17 protein-coding genes are annotated in these 16,096 nt (G+C 36.1%); 4 read left to right on the plus strand and 13 right to left on the minus strand.

Annotation, left to right across the window (positions count from 1 at the left end):
* The first annotated feature begins 115 nt into the window (after positions 1–115).
* A complete protein-coding gene (locus tag H3R25_RS05960) occupies positions 116–481 on the plus strand; it encodes a DUF805 domain-containing protein (RefSeq protein WP_074426202.1) in 366 nt (121 codons plus the stop codon).
* 680 nt (positions 482–1,161) lie between these two features.
* Here the strand turns inward: H3R25_RS05960 and H3R25_RS05965 are convergent.
* Positions 1,162–1,602, minus strand: a complete 441-nt coding sequence (locus H3R25_RS05965; protein WP_198194582.1) for a MerR family transcriptional regulator — start codon at positions 1,600–1,602, stop codon at positions 1,162–1,164.
* A gap of 281 nt (positions 1,603–1,883) precedes the next feature.
* Here H3R25_RS05965 and H3R25_RS05970 point away from each other — a divergent pair, with 281 nt between their 5' ends.
* Positions 1,884–2,936 carry a zinc-dependent alcohol dehydrogenase family protein gene (locus H3R25_RS05970; protein ID WP_109715974.1) on the plus strand — a complete coding sequence of 351 codons (1,053 nt, stop codon included), beginning with the start codon at positions 1,884–1,886 and terminating at the stop codon, positions 2,934–2,936.
* Positions 2,937–3,028: 92 nt separating this feature from the next.
* Positions 3,029–3,586 carry a hypothetical protein gene (locus H3R25_RS05975; RefSeq protein ID WP_198194583.1) on the plus strand — a complete coding sequence of 186 codons (558 nt, stop codon included), beginning with the start codon at positions 3,029–3,031 and terminating at the stop codon, positions 3,584–3,586.
* Between the two features lie 173 nt (positions 3,587–3,759).
* Here H3R25_RS05975 and H3R25_RS05980 read toward each other — a convergent pair whose 3' ends face one another.
* The 10 genes from H3R25_RS05980 to H3R25_RS06025 all read right to left on the minus strand — a co-directional run bounded on the left by H3R25_RS05980 (position 3,760) and on the right by H3R25_RS06025 (position 11,964).
* Positions 3,760–4,935, minus strand: a complete 1,176-nt coding sequence (locus H3R25_RS05980; protein WP_198194584.1) for a MalY/PatB family protein — start codon at positions 4,933–4,935, stop codon at positions 3,760–3,762.
* A 2-nt stretch (positions 4,936–4,937) separates the two neighbouring features.
* Positions 4,938–5,828, minus strand: coding sequence for a DUF3737 family protein (locus tag H3R25_RS05985; protein ID WP_198194585.1), 891 nt, complete (start codon positions 5,826–5,828; stop codon positions 4,938–4,940).
* Positions 5,829–6,013: 185 nt separating this feature from the next.
* Positions 6,014–6,313 (minus strand): nucleoside triphosphate pyrophosphohydrolase, encoded by a 300-nt coding sequence (locus H3R25_RS05990; protein ID WP_198194586.1) that lies wholly within the window; start codon positions 6,311–6,313, stop codon positions 6,014–6,016.
* 127 nt (positions 6,314–6,440) lie between these two features.
* Positions 6,441–7,298: a PRD domain-containing protein gene (locus tag H3R25_RS05995; RefSeq protein WP_074426197.1), complete on the minus strand. Its 858-nt coding sequence runs from the start codon at positions 7,296–7,298 to the stop codon at positions 6,441–6,443.
* A gap of 9 nt (positions 7,299–7,307) precedes the next feature.
* Positions 7,308–7,724: a PTS sugar transporter subunit IIA gene (locus tag H3R25_RS06000; protein WP_074426196.1), complete on the minus strand. Its 417-nt coding sequence runs from the start codon at positions 7,722–7,724 to the stop codon at positions 7,308–7,310.
* 2 nt (positions 7,725–7,726) lie between these two features.
* On the minus strand, positions 7,727–8,548 hold the full coding sequence (locus tag H3R25_RS06005) for a PTS system mannose/fructose/sorbose family transporter subunit IID (RefSeq protein ID WP_198194588.1): 822 nt from the start codon (positions 8,546–8,548) through the stop codon (positions 7,727–7,729).
* The gene (locus H3R25_RS06010; RefSeq protein WP_198194589.1) at positions 8,541–9,329 is read right to left on the minus strand and encodes a PTS sugar transporter subunit IIC; all 789 of its coding nucleotides are present in this window, start codon (positions 9,327–9,329) and stop codon (positions 8,541–8,543) included. Before H3R25_RS06010 ends, H3R25_RS06005 begins: the two co-directional genes overlap by 8 nt.
* A gap of 2 nt (positions 9,330–9,331) precedes the next feature.
* Positions 9,332–9,826 carry a PTS sugar transporter subunit IIB gene (locus H3R25_RS06015; RefSeq protein WP_198194590.1) on the minus strand — a complete coding sequence of 165 codons (495 nt, stop codon included), beginning with the start codon at positions 9,824–9,826 and terminating at the stop codon, positions 9,332–9,334.
* Between the two features lie 143 nt (positions 9,827–9,969).
* The gene (locus H3R25_RS06020; RefSeq protein WP_198194591.1) at positions 9,970–11,061 is read right to left on the minus strand and encodes an alpha/beta hydrolase; all 1,092 of its coding nucleotides are present in this window, start codon (positions 11,059–11,061) and stop codon (positions 9,970–9,972) included.
* A gap of 153 nt (positions 11,062–11,214) precedes the next feature.
* The gene (locus H3R25_RS06025; RefSeq protein WP_198194592.1) at positions 11,215–11,964 is read right to left on the minus strand and encodes a sulfite exporter TauE/SafE family protein; all 750 of its coding nucleotides are present in this window, start codon (positions 11,962–11,964) and stop codon (positions 11,215–11,217) included.
* A 96-nt stretch (positions 11,965–12,060) separates the two neighbouring features.
* Between H3R25_RS06025 and H3R25_RS06030 the strand changes: the two genes are divergently transcribed.
* Positions 12,061–12,618: a TetR/AcrR family transcriptional regulator gene (locus H3R25_RS06030; protein WP_198194593.1), complete on the plus strand. Its 558-nt coding sequence runs from the start codon at positions 12,061–12,063 to the stop codon at positions 12,616–12,618.
* Between the two features lie 43 nt (positions 12,619–12,661).
* On the opposite strand, the gene H3R25_RS06035 is transcribed toward H3R25_RS06030, so the two are convergent.
* The gene (locus H3R25_RS06035; RefSeq protein WP_198188139.1) at positions 12,662–13,684 is read right to left on the minus strand and encodes a branched-chain amino acid aminotransferase; all 1,023 of its coding nucleotides are present in this window, start codon (positions 13,682–13,684) and stop codon (positions 12,662–12,664) included.
* Between the two features lie 238 nt (positions 13,685–13,922).
* A complete protein-coding gene (locus H3R25_RS06040; protein ID WP_198194594.1) occupies positions 13,923–16,022 on the minus strand; it encodes an ATP-dependent Clp protease ATP-binding subunit in 2,100 nt (699 codons plus the stop codon).
* Between the last annotated feature and the right edge of the window lie 74 nt (positions 16,023–16,096).

Here is a 16,096-nt window from a genome sequence, read left to right on the forward strand (position 1 = left end):
TTTTAAAACAAAACATATGCTTATAAAGTATAAACAAATCATATTCTTTGCTACAGAGATCGGTTTGGTTTTACAATGATGGTGTAAAGTACTGTAATCAAGGAGGCTGAGCTTAATGATTAAAGCTTACAAAAAATTCTGGAGTAACATTTTTAACTTTTCTGGCGTTGCTAGTCGCGGCGAATATTGGATTCCAGTTATTATTAACTATATTTTAGGGTTTATTTTGATGGCACTGGTACAACAGATTTTGGGCCACTCCATTGAAGACATCTATACTTGGGGTGACTGGAGTGCCAAAACTGGTTCTCTAATCATTTCATTTATTGTCTGGCTAGCCACACTTTCACTACGCTTCAGACGTTTACACGACTCTAACCACTCCGGTTGGTGGATTTTGATTAATATCCTTCCTTTCATCGGCCAACTATGGTTTGTCATCTTAATGCTTCTACCTTCAAAAGCTAATAACTATGAATAATCAGCATTTCATTTTGCAATAATGAGATAAAAAGTGCAGAACTGCTTTTAACGCATGAATTCAACCCTCTAGATTGGAGCAAAAATCCATCTAGAGGGTTTTACTATGGTTAAATTCAGTACTACAAAAGCGCACTTAGTTTAATAAAGTTAATTGGGCCATAGAACTAGAAGAAAAATGCAAATCTTTCAAGCAAGACTATGTATGTCAAAATAAAGAGGTATTATGTTGCTTTCGGTTTAATTTTTATTTATTCAAGTACTTTACGGCGGTAAACCATACAACTAAAAGGTATTAAAGAAACTTATTAAGAACCACACTATTTAAGGTTAAAAAGCCGTCAATCATTAAAAACTGCGTTCCTGATGGTTTCTAAGGGTGGTAAATATAAAGTGCTATACAAATTGCGTGAATGATATTTATAACAAAAATCTACCTAATAAGGATTTGCAACCTATTTTCGAACTAAGGGCAATGGCTAGTAAAAATAAGCAAAACAATTAAAACGTTTTTTAAAGTACGGTAATATATCAGAAACACCTATACTTCTTATTGGTAAGTATCCGGGTGACTTATTAACAAATTAAAAGAAAAGTGAGTAAAAATGTTTACTCACTTTTTTGTTTGACAATTTAACCATAAAAATAACCACTACATTTAGAAGTTACTTCATTAGTGTATTACTGCACTTTTTCTTTACCTGCTAGTATATCCTTCAACCATTTTTCACGCTCATCTTGGCAAACATTCATACTATGCTTTTTGCTGGCTTCACTATAAAAATTTAGTTTTCGATCAATTACTTCCATAGATTTTTCTAAAGTCGTCATTTTTTCTTGCACTTTTTGCTTTTGCTTTAAGAACATTTCTTTTCGTTGATCAATCGTATCAATGCCCTTTTCAGCCAAATGCAGATAATCTTTAATGTCTTTAAGTGGCATCCCTGTTTTTCTCAAGTAAATAATAGTGCAGAGTGTCATAAGGTCGTCAGGTTCAAATTCTCTAACACCATTTTCATCACGCTTAACAAACTTTAATAAACCTATTTTTTCATAATAGCGCAAAGTATATGTACTAATTCCCAGTAGATCACTAACATCCTTTATCCGATATTTTTTCATTATATTATTTCCTTTCAGTTAAAGCGGTTCAATAATTTAAGTTGTACTAATACTAACACTTTCAGTCAAAAAGTAATTTTCAAAAAAGATTTGACTTAGAGCTACTCGAACCCACTATACTTACAGCTGACACCAAAAGAGGTGTGTCTTTTGCAAGTGCACATATGCAGAAAACTATGTAAGTTACATTTAATTCTTAACTTATATGTCAAGGATAATATTAGAATTGCCGATCCAGATACTCAAGGAGCAGATCGACCAGTTTATTAAGGAGATATTATATGAAAGCAGGAACATTTATTGAACCTAGAAAAATAGTGCTAGGAGATTACCCTATGCCTAAGCTAGAATCAGAAAATGATGCAATATTAAAAATTATTCGTTCATCCGTATGTGGTTCTGACCTATGGTGGTTCCGTGGAATAACACAGATTGATGCGAATTCGCTCACTGGGCATGAGGCACTTGGTATTGTTGAAAAAACTGGTAAAAACGTTAATAACATTCACCCTGGTGACTTTGTCATTGTCCCATTTACACATGGCTGTGGCAAATGTGCTGCTTGCCTAGCTGGGTTTGATGGCAATTGTCTTAACAAAGGCAATTTTAAAAATGGCGGTTATCAAGCGGAATACCTAAACTTTCATAATGCAGATTGGGCATTAGTCAAAATCCCCGGTAAGCCAACTGATTATAGTGATGATCAACTAAATGACTTTTTAGCTTTAGCGGATGTGATGGCAACTGGATATCACGCAGCTGCTAGTGCTGAAGTGACACCAGGCGATACTGTCGTAGTTTTAGGAGATGGCGCAGTTGGTTTATGTGGGATCATTGCTGCTAAATTGCGTGGTGCAAAGAGGATTATTGCAATGAGCCGCCATCGTGACCGCCAAAAGTTAGCAATTGAATTTGGAGCAACTGATATTGTCCCTGAGCGTGGGAGAGAAGCTGTCCAACGAGTAATGTCACTCACTAATCACAACGGTGTAGATGCAATCTTAGAATGCGTTGGAACAAATCAATCAATTCAAACGGCTTTAGCAATCGGCCGCCCAGGCGCAATTGTTGGTCGTGTCGGTGTACCACATAATTCCGATGTTGATACTTCCGCAATGTTCTGGAAAAACATTGGTATTCGCGGGGGTACAGCTTCGGTTACCACCTATGACCGTGAAATATTACTAGATGCTGTCTTAAATGGAAAAATTCATCCAGGTAGAGTCTTTACCAAAAGCTTTAAGCTTGATCAAATTCAAGAGGCTTATGAGGCAATGGACCGCCGTGAAGCAATCAAGTCCCTATTATTAGTTGACGATATAAACTCAAACTAACTTGAACTTTTGGCTATAAGTACTTTTACCAAAGCATCTAAATCCATTCCACCTTCTTCCCTTGCTATAATTAGAAAAAGGAAGCGATTTTTATGCATCTAAAAACTCAACTAGTAAACTGGTCACAAAACTTATTGCATACAAGCCCGACACAGCAATTGTTTAAACTATTTGATCAATCGACTGATCAAATTTCACAGTTTTGGCATACTTTGCGTTCTACTAGGTATTCATGGAACCTTTCTGGCCTTGAGCAGGTTCAAAGCTTTTTACAATTCTGCGCTAAACATAATGAAAAAATTGCAATCCAGCTAAAGAAGCTTGCTCAAGTATCTAGTAAAAGATTAATTCCAATATTTAAAGATCCAACTTTTTTAAAGCTACTTACTAGTAAAATGCAGCTTTCACCTCAAACAACTCAAAAAATTCATACTTTATTAGATAGATTTGCTGGCAATAGCAGTAAGATTGAACCAACCAAATTATTGATAATTGTTTTGTTTATTGCGTTAGGCGCTAAGGTGCCACTGGTTTTGGAAGATTCCGTCAACTTTAAGAACATAGCGTTAGCAGTAACTACTGTGTTAGATTACGTTACAACTGCCATTCAGCTTGCTCAAGCATTTTCACACAAAAAGTCTAAAAACTAATACTAGATTATTCAGTCTTATTAGCAATTCGACATTTAACAGTAATTCTGTGTTTCACATGAAACAGCATATTTTTCAAAAGCTTTTAATCACACTAAAAGACTTGTTGTACTCCCTAGAATATATTAAGACCTACCAAAAAGACGACTACAGCCAACGCTATAGTCGCTTTTTTATGCTTTGTTAGAATATTTTGCTATTCCCTCTTTTAGTCGCCCTAAACCATCTTTAACCGTTGCTAAAGGATAAGCGAGATTCATGCGTAGAAAATCATTACCATTGCCGCGATAAATACTTCCTGGCGATAAAACTAGTCCTGTTTCCTTATCTAAGCATTCTGCTAGCTTTTGCGAATTCGAAGTAATTTTACGCACATCAAGCCAAATTAAATATGTTGCATTACCTGATACCACCTTAATTTCTGGAATATTCTCACTAATAAATTTCTCAGTATAAGCAAAATTAGTGTTTAATTGCTTCAGTAATGCTTGTAACCAATCATGACCATGCTCATATGCAGCAATTGTCCCTGGAATAGCTAGTAAATTAGGCTCTGCAAGTTCTTCACTGTTCAGACCACGATTAACAGTCTCACGTAAGTTGTCATTTGGCACCACTGCAGTTGCCGCATGTAAAGCTGCAACATTAAAGGTCTTACTTGGTGAGACTAGCGAAATAACACCCTCACGTGAAGCACCCTCAACCGAAAAAGCAGGTGTATACCCTGGTCCCTTGCGTACCAAGTCACCATGAATTTCATCAGATAGGAGCACTACGTGATGTTTAAAACATAAGTCTGCAACCTTCTGAACTTCTTTTTTGCTCCATACTTTACCAACTGGATTATGAGGATTACAAAAAATCATTAAAGTGGTAAGTGGTAAAGCTAATTTTTGTTCAAGGTCTTCCCAGTTAATTTCATAGTTTTCATCATCAAATTCCAAGTCACTGGACAAAACATGTCGCCCATTATTTTCAATTGAATTGTAAAAAATATTATAAACGGGTGCTTGAACTAGAACGTTATCACCGATATGTGAAACTCGCCGAACAATCGATGAAATTGCTGGCACTACACCAGTAGTGAAAATCATCCATTCTTGTTGTGGACGGTGTCCATGCTCTTCTGCATACCAATTGGCCACTGCATTAAAATAATCATCTTTAGGCCATTCATAACCGAATACACCTAGTTCAATTTTCTTCTTCATTGCATCAATGATTTCTGGTGCTGTTTTAAAATCCATGTCAGCAATTGACATTGGTAGTTCATTTGATGCAACGTCCCACTTAACAGAGTCTGTTTTTCTTCTATCTGGCACATTAACAAAATCGTAATTAGCTTTCATTATTAATCCTTTGGTTCCTGATTCCGATCTGACTGATTTGTGTTCAATTCAATCTTATCACAATCTATCTTTGTATCAGCGGGATCTATTTTTGACTTATCCATAATTAATTCGCCGATTACAGGAGCAGAAATTTTTCCAGAAATTGGGTTTTTAACACTATCAATTTTCGAAGTCACTTCAGCATCTATATTTGAAACATATTCAAAAGCTAAATCTGTATGCAGTAGCTGAGTATCTCTTAACTTTAAATTGTTAATATAATTAAGGCCCTGACTGCTAATGATTTTGCAGTTAATAAACTCAATATTCTCACTGTTCCATGCTAAGTACTCTCCATCAATAGTTGAATCATAAACTTTTACATTTTTACAGTTCCAAAAAGCGTCTTTAGCAACAAAAGTTGAATTATGTACTTCAATTTTTTCTGCCCCATCAAAAGCGTAATTGCCAATTATACTGACATGATCTAAGTAAATGTTTTTGCTGTCTTTGCCAAAATAATCGCCGCTAATTTGACTATTAGTAATTTTAAGGCCATCACAGGACCACATAGTCTCTTCCGCATTAGCAAAATGAACATTGTCCAACGTAATTTTTTGTGCCCGTCTAAATAATTTAGGAGCTTGTAAAGAAGAGTTCTTAATAGAAATATTTTTCGTGTACCAAATGCCACTGCGAGCCATCGTTTCAAAGACAGAATCTTCCACCTCAACATTTTGATCGTACCAGAGTGGATACTTCCATTTAAAAATTGAATCTTTCACTTTAATGTTGTTTGCTTCTTTGAGTGGAGACTCTCCTTGACCAAAAGTGACTCCGTCTACTTCTGCATCTTTAAGTCCAAAAAGAATTCGTTCGCCTTCAAAAAAATGATTTTTAATACTTTTCATTTATTTTCTTTCTCTAAATCACAATATCTATATCTTTTATACACTCAATTATTTAACAAAAAGTATGAAATTAAAAATACCTATTATTAAGCTTACTTAATTACTATTAGTTATTTTGCTACTACGCGTATGTAAAAAGTGGGCCTCAAAGATTATGTCATCTCTAAAGTCCACTTTTTCAATAATTAATCCTCAGTTGTCATTTCTAAGAACTTAGTAAAGCCACCTTTATAATCACGCTTTGTCGCAACTAGATTTAAAAATTCTTCCTGACTGACGCCTTTAAATTTCAAATATGCTGTTAAGACTTCATAGACATCACCTAATTCTTCAATCAGATTGTCTTCTGTCTTAGCTTCAACAACTTCCTGCGTCTCTTCAATCAACTTATTTTTTAGGGCTGGCTCAATTTCTTCTTTAGGCAGCTCTCGATATGTAGCCTCTGTGGCAAATTCCGGTATCTTATCTCTAACTAATTTTTTCATTTTGCACTCTTTTCAAAATAAATCATTCTTAGTTTCATTAACCTAACCCTATTATATTACTTTTTAAAAAAGTGCTATAAAAACTAGTTATAAAATATTTCCCAGGAAATATTTTTGCCGTACTATCCTATTCATCTTCTGAACTATTTTCCACTTGCTTCAAATGAATAACTAAGTAAAGACGCTCACTATTATTCAACTTGTAGTTCATTTCTTGATAGAAATAGTCTTGGATCTTTTTAAGTGTAGTCCTTAGTTCAGGAAATTGTTTTAAAAAAGATTCCAATATTTTTTTATTGTCTGGGGAGGCGTCTGAAATATATTTATTATCGCTTTGAATTTGCGTGATTAAAAATCGTAAATGAACTGTTAGTCTTTCTAGTGTTGCAGGCTGTTCAGGATACCCCAAGTCAGAAATAATTATTTGTAAAATCTTACTTAAATGTAAGCTCACATAGTCTTCACCCAACTTTTGATTTTCATTAATCGGACTCATTTCATTTTCAACAAAATGAATTGCAATTAATCCTGCCTCACCTGGAGGTAATTTAACGTTAAAAGCTGTATTAATTCTTTTAACACTTTTTTCTGCCTCTGCATATTCTAAAGGATAAACCTCCTTAACACTGACAAGTGAGGACACATCTTGCTTGCTACTTCTTTTAACTGCAAAGTAGATATGATCTGCAAGGCTAATAACTAAAAACTGATTGAAAGTTGTACTAAGATCCTTTTCTGCATGTTTAATAATATTTTTGGACACAGCTAAATATTCTACTGGAACGTTTTCTAACAAATTTGATAAAGAATTGAGCCACTCTGGATCTTTAATATTTTTAATAAAGGTTTGAACATTTTTGCCTTTTGAGATTTCATCTCCCGGCTGCTTTTTAAAGCCTATTCCTTTGCCAAAAAGAATTGCTTGCTCATGCTTTTCATCACTGACCAAAACAACATTATTATTAAAGACTTTTATTACTTTCATGTCCATTTCCTATTCATCGTCTGATTCATTATCACCGTTATAGTTATTCATATAAACCATTTGGCCTTTTGCTTCTTCAATTAATTCGAAAATTTTGTCATCGGTCAACTGATCAGAAGGATCTAAAACAATCGATAAAGCTAATGCGAGATTTACGCCAGTAATAACCTTTACATGATAGTCTTTAATTAGCTGGCTGCATGTTTGATTAACACTACCACCTAACAAATCGGTTAATAAGAAGACTTGATCCAGTTCATCAAACTTTTTAAGTAATCCAACTAGCTGATTAAGTGGAAATTCATTTTCACCATTCTCATATGCACAAATATAATGTAAGTTTTCTATATCACCCGCAAAAAACTTAATTGTTTCAGTCATTCCTTTTGACATTGTTTTGTGCGAAATAATCACTATTTGTTTCATAACTATGCCTTAAAAATCCCCAGTGCTGCACCAACCATTGCAATAACAATTACCATCAAAATTAGTGTAGTCATTTTACGCCCTTTTTTCAGCATCCAGTAAAGTAATCCAGTTAATAATACTGGCAAAAGCCCTGGCATTATTTGGTCTAAAATCTGCTGACCAGTTAGAGAAACACCAGCTTGGCTAAACTTTAAGGCCAATTTAAAATTAACCGTACTTGGTACGATTGCACCAATCACTGCAATACCCAAGACAGATACAGCATCTGTTAATGCAGATAGCTTATCGCTCATGCTAGTCATGAGCGTTGCACCAGACTCATAACCGACTTTATAAAGAAAAGATCTTAAGAAAAAGAATAGAACATAGACTGCAAAATAAATCCACATACCAATGCTGTTACCATGCTTGCCCATTGAAGCAGCAATTGCACCAAGTACTGTTGGAAATAGAACCCAAATAAGTGCGTCACCGATACCCGAGAATGGACCCATTAAAGCAGTTTTCAAGTCTTGAACCGCTTGTAATGACTTGGTTTTTCCTTTTTCTTCAACTGCCAAAGTCGCTCCTGTAATGATTGGAGACATCCAAGGATTACAATTATAAAATTTAAACTGATTATCAATCGAAGCCTGTAAACCATCAGGGTCGTCTTTATATATTTTACTTAAAGCAGGAAACAACTCCCATACAAGAGTAGCTGCAAATCCACTATCATAGTTGTAAGTACTAATGGCTAGATAATGTCGTCTCATGGCACGCCATATATCCTTTTTATTTAAAACTCTTCCTTCTTGTATAGTATTTTTTTCTTTACTCATCTTCCATATCCTCCTGAGTTAAACCATTTGCGCTTGTTCCTGCATTACTACTAGTTGAATAGTTCATAAATGTTGGGATTGCACCTGCAATACCAATTAATGCAACTCCTAAAACAGGCATCTTCAAATAAGCAGATAAGGCAAAGCCAACCAATAACCAGTAACCATATTTTTTCAATGGCATATAGGATAGAAGCATTGCCATTCCGACCGCTGGTAGCATTCCACCAGCAACGTTCAGACCAACAGTAAACCAAGTTGGCATAAAATTGAGAATAGCGTTAACAACTGGTCTGCCAAATAAGACGGCAATAAAGACAGGTACAGCTGACTCCAGAGGCATTAATGATGTCATTACAGGAATTAGCATCCGCATCTTACGGTATTGACGCTTATCGGCCAATTCATGTGCTTTATTAGTAATAAATGAGTTGAGAATCTTTAATAGAACATCTAACTGAATACAAATCATTCCAACTGGAACACCTAATGCCAGTCCTGCTGCCATACCTTTTCCAGTACCAATTGCAACAGCAGTCGAAATCATTGCAGCAACCGCATAATCCGGAGCAGAGCTACCACCTAGGGCAGCAACTCCCAATGACATTAATTGGATGGTTGCTCCAACAACAAGTCCCATTTGAAAGTCGCCCAATACAGCCCCTACAGTGCAGGACCAGAACATATAATTCATTAGAACTATTTGTGTTGTTTCAAAATCTAATCTTTGTATATAAGCCAAAATAGTGACTAAAATTACTTGCCAAATTGTAAACCCCATAATTAAGCACCAGCCTTTTTATTACGTAAAACTTTAGCTACATCTACACTGTCATCCTGTGGAACATATTTAGAGATTACTTTGCATCCCTTATTAATAATGGCCTGATATGTTTCCTCCTGCTCAGGCTTAATATAAGCTCTCTTAGTTACTTTTATCGCATTATCAAAGGTCAATGTTCCGCCTAACACGAGCTCATTCAGGTCCTCGCCTTGATTAAGGAGATCAAGAAAAACATCTGGCGTCTGTGAAATGATGAAAACCTTTTGCCGATCATATTTATGATTCTTAAAGTTATCTAGAGCAGTTTGCTTAGAAATTATAGATACAGCCATTCCCGAAGGACGTCCCAATTTCATTGCCTGCTTTTTTTGCGGGTCATCTGCCACGTTGTCATCAATCACCATTACTCTTGTAGCTCCTGAATCTGGTGCCCAACTAGTTGCAACAATACCATGAAGTAACCTGTTATCAATTCTTGCTCCTACAATTGCCATTATTTTTCCTCCTAAAAAACAAAAAACCAAAATAATAATCCTTAACACTGCAAAAGTCCGTGCTAATAATCCTTATTTTGGTTTCGCCAGTTTCTAAACTGTTACGATCCGTTATTCATATTTTTCGCTTATTATATTATCAGCTATACATTAATCATGCAAGCGCTTTTTTTGATAATATTAGCAATCTCGATACACATGTCTTCTGCCTGCGGTTCCGAACCAAAAAAGTTGAGACTTCCATGGTCACACCCTAAATATTTAATAACATTCAACTGTACGTCGTGCTCTAGTGCCTTTTTTATAAATTCTTCTGCCACCAATGTAATCAAATCATATTGATTTAAAATAAAAGTTATTGGTGGTATTTTGCTCCAGTCTCTAACATTAAAGAAATCTACTACTTCGTCCCTTGGATCTATCTTGTAGTGTAAATAATTTTTTTCAAAATTATCAATAGAATTAAGCATTCGACAAACCCTATTTTTTGCATACTGTTCATCCTCAGGACAAACGTCAAATTTACTCCAATCATAATAAGGTTTCATATCATTATCAATAGCAGGATATAATTCCACTGCTCTAGCGATAATTGAGGTATCTTTCATTAAAACAATGCATGAATTGATTAGGCCACTTCCCGCACTGTCACCAGCCAAAACTAATTTTTCACTATTTGATCCAAGTAGTTCGTGATTTTCACTTGCCCACTTAATAATCCCCATAGCATCATTAATTGCTGCTGGATAGGGATTTTCCGGTGCCAATCGATACTGCGGAAAAATAACGGTAGCTTGTGCCTGTTCAGCAATATACTTCATTTGCTTACCGAATTCTTCAATTTTGCCTGTCATAAAAGCTCCTCCATGGAAATAAACCAAAATAGGGTTAGCTTTATTAGCATGCTCAGCTTTAAAGACAAAAGTATCGACGTAATGGTCATGATCAACTTCTACTAGTTGCTCTTCTTCGCTCACTTCACTTGTTGTTAAATCATAAGTAATATTTTCAGGTCGGTTTCGATCAAAATTTAATGAAAATGGTTTAGAACCTATTCCTTCACTCATTTTTTTCTGAATAATTGTTTTGACATGTGGGTCAACGATATCTAACCTTGTTTCTCCCTTTTGACCTGGTACCGGTTTAACTAATTCTTCTACTCCGTTGATAACTTCTACTCTTGCATTTTTCTGTAGTTCAGTTATTAATTCTTCAGAATACTGCCTTTGTCCCATTTCTACTCTCCTTATTGCACAAAAAAACCGAAAAAGCATACAATTATGCATACTTTTTCGGTTTCGCCAGTTTCTAAACTGTTACGATCCAACTTGAATGTAAATTTATAGTAGCACATCTGTACTATTTTGGAAAGCGCTTCCCAGATTTTTTTATAGTAAAGACTTAGTACCTAGCAGTATTAATAACACCCCAGTAGTTGGCTTCATATACTTTGTGATCTTTGTTTTTGCCAGTAGTTGCGCCAATTTGGGGGCAATAATTGCTCCTACTAATGCACCAATCATTAACGGTAGTCCTGTTGCCCAATCTACTTGGCCTCCTGCAATGTGAAACAGTGCACCTGTAGCGGTCATAAACACTAAAACATAGGTTGAAGTAGCTGTTGCCTGAAAGTCCTTTAAGCCAAGCAAAAACAGTCCAGCAATAATTACAGCTCCTCCGCTCATTCCTGCAACACCGACCATTAGTCCACCAAAAATCCCGAATAAACTTGCCTGCAATCTGGCATGGCCTTGCTTATGCATTGAATCCGAAGTCTTATTTTTCTTTTGGATGAGCATGTTGATGCCAAGTAAAATTAAGACCACACCTATCAACCATTTGTACAAATTAGCAGGAATATATTTTGATAAGAGTGCACCAACTATTACGGCAGGAATTGCTGCCAATAACATTTGATTACCAATTTTAGTATTAATTTTTCCTTGACGATAATAGCTCCATGCGCCAATAATTAATGAAGGTAAAGCGGTCATTAATGAAGTTGCCGAAGCACTTGCAGCCTTTAAGCTAAATAAACCTGTTAATATTCCTAAATAAATTGCAGCACCACCGCCACCAAACAGGATAACAAGTGTGCCTATCACCAAACCGATTAGCAATAATAGAAAAATTTTCATTATATTTGCCTTCTTAAATATTAAACACTAAACTATATTTACAATATGTAATTATAGTTTACATATTGTAACAGTCAAGTCTTTTCGAGGTTAATAATGCCACGTCAAATTTTATCCAAACAAAAAATCATTGAAACTAGCGTTTCTTTAATCGAATCAGGTAGTGAACTAAGTTTTTCGCTAGTTGCCCAACAATTAGGTACACGCTCACAAGCACTTTATAGTTATTTCTCTAATCAACAAGAATTAAGCTATTGTGTCGTTGCTTGGGCTATCAACCAAGTAAGTCAGCAACTTCAACAAAAAATCTTTGGGCAAACAGGAATCAAGGGCATTATCGCTTTGGCTACAGAGTTCCGCACACTTGCACTCAAGCATTTCAAACTAACTCAGCTAGTTCTAAAAATGCCTCGGACTAATGCTTATCCCGAAGTAACTGCAGCCTTTGAGCAGCTACGCTCTTTGATAAATCAACTATTGGCTACTGAATACTCAGATCCAAAACAGCAGTTGCTTGCTAGTCGCTATCTTCGTGATTTAACTATCGGTGATATTGTAAATGTTGGAACTGGTTGGTTTGCGGATAAATCACTACCTGCTGATAAGAGTTTTCCAAAAATGTTAGAACAGGTTCTAAAGAACATTGCCAATTAAAAAGGTGCCGAGATTTGATATCTCGGCACCTTTTCTATTTTAATTAATCAATTGTTTGGACCCAGCCCTCTGGACCTTCTTGCTTTCCATATTGAATATCAACTAGCTCATTATAGAGTTTAGTTGTCACTGGACCTGTTTCTGTTTCACTGTAAATGACATGTTTTTTACCTTCATAAGTGATCGAACCCACTGGTGAAATAACTGCCGCAGTGCCCATAGCTCCAGCTTCTTTCATGTTAAAGGCTTCTTCTAAAGTGATTTGTCTTTCCACTGGATTTAAGCCCTGCTTTTTAGCTAGTTCCAGCAGTGACCTCTTGGTAATTGAGATCAAGATTGATTTAGATTTTGGTGTAACAAATTGACCTTCTTGGGTAATACCGTAAAAATTAGCGCCACCAAATTCATCAACATATTTGTGCTCTCGTGGGTCAAGGTATAAACAATCCGCAAAGCCATTTTTATGAGCTTCAACTGATGGCAGCAAACTGCTGGCATAGTTACCAGAGGTCTTTGCTTGACCCGTACCAGCATAGGCAGCACGGTCATATTCACTAACAATATAATCTGCTGGGTTAAGCCCCTTAATATAAGCGCCAACCGGAACAGCAAAAATGCGGAAGGTATATTCATTGGCCGCCTGGACACCCAAAACATTGGATGTCCCAATCATAAATGGACGTAAATAAAGCGTTGCACCACTATCATAAGGTGGCACATACTCCTTGTTTGCCAAAACTACTTGCTTAACAGCTTCAACAAAGCGATCTTCTGGAAATGGTGGCATTGCCAAACGCTCAGCAGATAACGCAAATCGATGCGCATTTTCATCGGGACGAAACAAGTTAATCTTACCGTCTTCTCTACGATAAGCCTTCAATCCTTCAAAAATTTCTTGACCGTAGTGCAAAATTTCTGCACCTTCGGAAAGAACAAGAGTAGAATCTTCAATCAATTTTCCCTCTTGCCACTCGCCGTCTCTATATTTAGCCTCATAACGATATGGTAAATCGCGATAAACAAAGCCTAAATTTTTCCAGTCAAGGTCTTCTACTTTTTGTTTCATAGCAATGCTCCTACTTTTTCCTTAAAAACATCAGTTAAAAATCTCTTTTTAACTTTTAATTATTATTTAATTGTTAACTAATGTAAACCATAATTTTACTACTGTCAACAGCTTTCCAAAGATTAATTCTAAGAGTCTCTCCGTCAAAAATGTCACACGTGAAACACCACCTTATTTACTCGTAAAAAGTTTATAAAGCAAAAAAGCCATTCCTTTCGGAATGACTTTTAAGCAACAATTATTCTTTTGTTTCTTCAGCTTCAGTTTGCTCATCATTTGAATCAGCTTTTGGCTCAATATCTAAAATTACTTCACCATTGAGATAAACATGCTTATCATCAGCAGTAAATTTAACTTCTTTAGTATCTGGCTCTTTTAGCAATAATTTAGCGATTGGCGTCTCCATGTCTTGTTCAACTACTCGACGAAGAGGACGTGCACCAAATTTCTTGTCATAACCTTTTTCAGCGAAGTAAGCTTTAGCATCATCAGAAACTTCAACTTTAACATCTTTCTTTGCCAAGACATGTGACATCTTCTTTAGGTAAATGTCGATGATCTTAGTCATGTCAGTTTCAGTCAATGAATTAAATGGCACAATTGCGTCTAATCTGTTCAAAAATTCTGGTCTGAAGTATGCTTCTAAAGCCTTAATCATCTTATCGTGATCCACTTTACCATCTTTTAACAAGTTGTCAGAGTAACCAGCGTTTGAGGTCATAATTAGAATTGTGTCCTTGAAGGAAACAGTTCTGCCTTGAGCATCTGTCAGACGTCCATCATCCATAATCTGCAATAATGCGTTGAAGACTTGGGGGTTAGCTTTCTCTATTTCATCGAACAGAATTAAGCTGTATGGTTGGTGGCGAACTTTTTCAGTCAATTGGCCGCCTTCACCATAACCAACGTAGCCAGGTGCAGAACCAATTAACTTGTTAACTGCCATTTGATCTTGATATTCTGACATATCAAGCCGAATTAGGTGATCTTCGCCACCAAATAATTGAATAGCAAGTTGCTTAGCCAATTCTGTCTTGCCCACTCCAGTTGGTCCAGTTAATAAGAATGAACCAGTAGGACGATTGTTATCTTTGAAGACTTGCTTACGAGCAATTGCATCAGTAATAACATCAACAGCGTTGTCCTGATCAATAACAGCTTTCTTCAATTTTTCAGCCAAGTTGAGATTCTTTTGACTTTCGTTAGCATGCAATTCGCTCATTGGAATCTTGGTCTTAGCTTCAATTAAAGCGTAAATATCTTGATCAGTTACCTTTGGTGTTGCAGTTTCATCAATATGCTCGGCCTGTTCTTGAAGTTTTTCAATTCTCTTCTTCAAGTCGCTTGCCTTTGCATAGTCTTCATTTTTAGCTGCTTCTGCTTTTTCTCTTTCAAGGCTGCTAATTCTCTTTTTCAGAGTGGCTTCATCACTTGGAACGCTGTCGAGACCTTTTTTAGCACCAGCTTCATCCATTAAATCGATTGCTTTATCAGGTAAATAGCGTCCCTGAATATACCGTTGTGACAATTCAACTGCTAAACGCAAAGCACTGTCACTGTATTTAACGTGGTGATAGTCTTCGTATTTTTTCTTTAACCCTTCCAGAATTTTAACAGTTACATCAGTTGAAGGTTCTGGAACTTGGACTGGTTGGAAACGACGTGCTAGAGCAGCATCATTTTCAATTCTACGGTATTCCCCTGTTGTAGTTGCACCGATTAAGTTTAAGTCGCCACTTGCCAAAGCAGGTTTCAAAATGTTTGCGGCATCATCACTATTGTTTTCAGAATCTGTTGAACCTGCACCAACAATGTTATGAATTTCATCAATGAACAAGATGATGTTAGGGTTCTTCTTTGCTTCATCAATGACTTTCTTCAGGCGCTCTTCAAAACTACCACGTAGACTTGAGCCTGCAACCATGTCATTAATATTAATTGCAATAATATGCTTGTCCTTCATCTTATCAGGAACATCACCTTGTGCAATCTTTTGAGCTAGGCCTTCAACAATTGCAGTTTTACCAACTCCGGCAGGACCTACTAAAACAGGATTGTTCTTCTTACGTCTACTCAAAATTTCTATTACTTCTTGGATTTGCTCATCACGACCGATTACCGGATCGTATTTATTGTTTTTAGCTTGTTCAACTAGGTCAACACCAATTGGTTTCTCCTTTTTTGGTTGACCAGGCATTTGTTCGCTCTGATTAATTCCTTGTGGAGAAATGTTCATGCTTGAATAGTGAACTGGGATAGAGCCATTATTATCATCGTTAAAGAAAGAGTTGTTAAGTTCGTTAAATAAATTATCAAATTCGTTGTCAAAATATGCCATAAATATGCACCCCTTTATAGGATAAAATCTGTAATTAGCACTCGATGTGTTCGACTGCTAATTGCTTACATATA

The organism is Lactobacillus sp. M0390 (genome assembly GCF_016102085.1).
Lineage (GTDB): Bacteria > Bacillota > Bacilli > Lactobacillales > Lactobacillaceae > Lactobacillus > Lactobacillus apis.

What these genes read in the sequence shown, in the direction of transcription:
- H3R25_RS06030 (WP_198194593.1), top strand. Translation starts at nt 12,061, where the DNA reads ATGCCACGTCAAATTTTATCCAAACAAAAAATCATTGAAACTAGCGTT.
- H3R25_RS05965 (WP_198194582.1), bottom strand. Translation starts at nt 1,602, where the DNA reads ATGAAAAAATATCGGATAAAGGATGTTAGTGATCTACTGGGAATTAGT.
- H3R25_RS06020 (WP_198194591.1), bottom strand. Translation starts at nt 11,061, where the DNA reads ATGGGACAAAGGCAGTATTCTGAAGAATTAATAACTGAACTACAGAAA.
- H3R25_RS05960 (WP_074426202.1), top strand. Translation starts at nt 116, where the DNA reads ATGATTAAAGCTTACAAAAAATTCTGGAGTAACATTTTTAACTTTTCT.
- H3R25_RS05995 (WP_074426197.1), bottom strand. Translation starts at nt 7,298, where the DNA reads ATGAAAGTAATAAAAGTCTTTAATAATAATGTTGTTTTGGTCAGTGAT.
- H3R25_RS06010 (WP_198194589.1), bottom strand. Translation starts at nt 9,329, where the DNA reads ATGGGGTTTACAATTTGGCAAGTAATTTTAGTCACTATTTTGGCTTAT.
- H3R25_RS05990 (WP_198194586.1), bottom strand. Translation starts at nt 6,313, where the DNA reads ATGAAAAAATTAGTTAGAGATAAGATACCGGAATTTGCCACAGAGGCT.
- H3R25_RS05970 (WP_109715974.1), top strand. Translation starts at nt 1,884, where the DNA reads ATGAAAGCAGGAACATTTATTGAACCTAGAAAAATAGTGCTAGGAGAT.
- H3R25_RS06000 (WP_074426196.1), bottom strand. Translation starts at nt 7,724, where the DNA reads ATGAAACAAATAGTGATTATTTCGCACAAAACAATGTCAAAAGGAATG.
- H3R25_RS05985 (WP_198194585.1), bottom strand. Translation starts at nt 5,828, where the DNA reads ATGAAAAGTATTAAAAATCATTTTTTTGAAGGCGAACGAATTCTTTTT.
- H3R25_RS05975 (WP_198194583.1), top strand. Translation starts at nt 3,029, where the DNA reads ATGCATCTAAAAACTCAACTAGTAAACTGGTCACAAAACTTATTGCAT.
- H3R25_RS06035 (WP_198188139.1), bottom strand. Translation starts at nt 13,684, where the DNA reads ATGAAACAAAAAGTAGAAGACCTTGACTGGAAAAATTTAGGCTTTGTT.
- H3R25_RS06015 (WP_198194590.1), bottom strand. Translation starts at nt 9,826, where the DNA reads ATGGCAATTGTAGGAGCAAGAATTGATAACAGGTTACTTCATGGTATT.
- H3R25_RS06025 (WP_198194592.1), bottom strand. Translation starts at nt 11,964, where the DNA reads ATGAAAATTTTTCTATTATTGCTAATCGGTTTGGTGATAGGCACACTT.
- H3R25_RS05980 (WP_198194584.1), bottom strand. Translation starts at nt 4,935, where the DNA reads ATGAAAGCTAATTACGATTTTGTTAATGTGCCAGATAGAAGAAAAACA.
- H3R25_RS06005 (WP_198194588.1), bottom strand. Translation starts at nt 8,548, where the DNA reads ATGAGTAAAGAAAAAAATACTATACAAGAAGGAAGAGTTTTAAATAAA.
- H3R25_RS06040 (WP_198194594.1), bottom strand. Translation starts at nt 16,022, where the DNA reads ATGGCATATTTTGACAACGAATTTGATAATTTATTTAACGAACTTAAC.